The sequence below is a fragment of the Pseudomonas sp. 05N434 genome, from assembly GCF_056396965.1.
The window spans coordinates 1-2,387 of the sequence record NZ_JBFTMK010000668.1; the positions used below are offsets into that span (position 1 = coordinate 1).

The 2,387-nt window shown below is 42.7% G+C and carries 2 protein-coding genes; both read left to right on the top strand.

What is annotated here, in order from left to right:
• Positions 1-217 precede the first annotated feature (217 nt).
• Positions 218-1,519 (top strand): lipopolysaccharide biosynthesis protein, encoded by a 1,302-nt coding sequence (locus AC1DLB_RS27730; protein WP_477744332.1) that lies wholly within the window; start codon positions 218-220, stop codon positions 1,517-1,519.
• Between the two features lie 19 nt (positions 1,520-1,538).
• On the top strand, positions 1,539-2,387 hold an 849-nt coding region (locus tag AC1DLB_RS27735; RefSeq protein WP_477786067.1), incomplete at its 3' end, for a glycosyltransferase family protein.

Genomic DNA, 2,387 nt, shown 5'->3' on the forward strand with positions numbered 1-2,387 from the left:
CCATAGGCCGCCAGTAATATTACAAGTTGAAGTGGGGGCTTTGGCCTCCGCTTCAAACAAACCCCATCGCAATAATGTCCCTGTTCCAGCATCTACCCGGACCCATATGCTGCTATATGACCTGGATCCTGCTGGTTGTCTCAGCCAACTTGGTCAGACACCAAAGCGATCAAGCTATTGAAGTCAACTGCTTAAACAATTGGCTACCAAGACCACAATGAACATACTGAAATCGAAATCACTTCACTTGCTATGCGTTCGAATTATCGGCGCCGTAGCCGTGCTGCTTGCAAATATTGTTATTCTGAAAATAGAAAGCAGTGATTTGGCGGGCTTGTTTCTTGTTGCTTATACTATATTTCAGATTTCCGCAGTTATAGCACGCTTCGGATCGGACATCCACCTGGTAAGAAATTATTATAAGCAGTCAAGCGAGACAGTACAGGACTGCTTCAATCAATCAGTAGTAGTTAGCCTTCTGATGGGGTCAATACTGAGCCCTATTACATATTTCCTTGGAGATTTCTATGTCCAGCACTGGAGTAGCCTATCAAGCGCTAGTAGTGATCACTCGTCAATACTTCTTATTTTTATACTGATTCCTGTATTTTCCGCCGCTAATACTGTTTTTTTTATATATCAAGCCAGGCATAAGACCGTCACCCAAATCCTGGGTATAAATGTCATTCAGCCCTGGGCTTTTTTGGCTTTTTATCTGGCGATTAAGCTCGCAACCCACCTTGATTTTCTATCGTTAGCTCCCGACACAACCATTGTAGCCTCCTTCTACGCCTCCATTTTAATTTACCTGATTATATCTGTTGTGTTTGCAAGAAAAGCAAATATGACGTGGGCTCCGATATCTGCGCTATCTAAAAAGCCACTCAATAAAATTCTAGCTTCACAATTGAAGTATGCATCCGCAACAATAGGAACGCAGCTAGTAGGTTGGTTGCCATATCTGTTGGCCTCCTTGCTTTTAGGAGCTTCATTTGCTTCCGTCTTCAATATACTCCAAAGACTGGCAATGCTTTCAACCTTCATATCGGTATCAATAAATTCTATATCTGCGCCTCGATTTTCAGAGCTTGCCAGTCGATCAGACTATCGAGCCATAAAAAAAATATTTTGGTCCAATACAAAGAAGTTGACTTCCTTCTCCTGCATTTATTTGGTTTCGCTGCTGGCGTTAGTCAGGTTTAGTGAACAAATACCGGAAAGCTTCCACGTCGCATGCTACATCGTATTGTTAGGCTTTTTTGTAAATTGCTCTACATCAGTGTGCGGATATTATTACCAGAACGCTTCAAATATTCACCATCTTAACGTGGCGCTGTATCTGACTGTCGCACTATCTCCGTTCGTGACTTATTGGCTTTTAGGGGGCTGGGGCACGTTGGGTGCAGCAGTTGCCATCGGGAGTACCATTGCATGCGTTAATGTAATCTTATTCCCTCTAGCAACACTAGACCTTAATCGGCGCACATCGACAAATGTCATTAGTTCAACTCAATCGTAGCTAAACCTTCAGGTTTGTCATGACACTCACACAGAGCCAGCTTGTACAAGTTAACTTCCTTGTTGTGGTTTACTCTACCAACCCTAGTTTAACCACTACGCTCAAATCGCTAGCTACCCTGGATTTTCAGTCGGCAGGAATTATCCCAAAGTTTTCAATTTGGGATAATTCTGAGCAGGGATTCGGAGAGGCATCAATCCCAACATTGCCTGGCCAAATAACGTATCACCACAGTGGAAAAAACGAGCACCTTTCGAAGGTATACAACACTCTGATCTCCAATAGTGCAGGCTCGGACTATTTTATAGTTTTGGATGACGACTCCAGCATAACTAATGATTATATATCAAGTTTGGATTTGTTTTTCAGGAGCCGTGTGCCAGTGGCGGTGCCTCAAATTTTGTTCAATCACAGCCTTATATCACCTGGAACCATAAAGGGGGTTCGTGGCAGAGCATTGAACTTACAGAGTTTGGCGACAGGTCCCGTCCCATCTAAAAATATAGTGGCAATGATGAGCGGGACTGTCATATCTAAAGAAGCGCTGTCGCGGGGCCTAAAGTTTGATGAGCGCTTGAGTTTCTATGGGGTTGATACACGATTTTTCATCGACTACGCGAACTGCTATAACGAAATATTTATTCTCAAGACATCAATTCCCCATAGCTCGGCACTCAGAGAGGGCGGACAAGCTTATGCCAAAAAGGTTCAGCGATTCCGAAACCTCATACTGTCGAGGCCATTGGTTTTCGATTACGTAAAATATCATAAATTTAAAATATCATTATATGTGCTGTTGTTTAGCCTGAATACATGCCTTAAAGAAAGAAATATCAGGTATTTATCACTGATGTTACTTGCACTACAT

Excerpts from the sequence above, each read along its gene's own strand:
- AC1DLB_RS27730 (WP_477744332.1), top strand. The coding sequence starts at position 218 with ATGAACATACTGAAATCGAAATCACTTCACTTGCTATGCGTTCGAATT.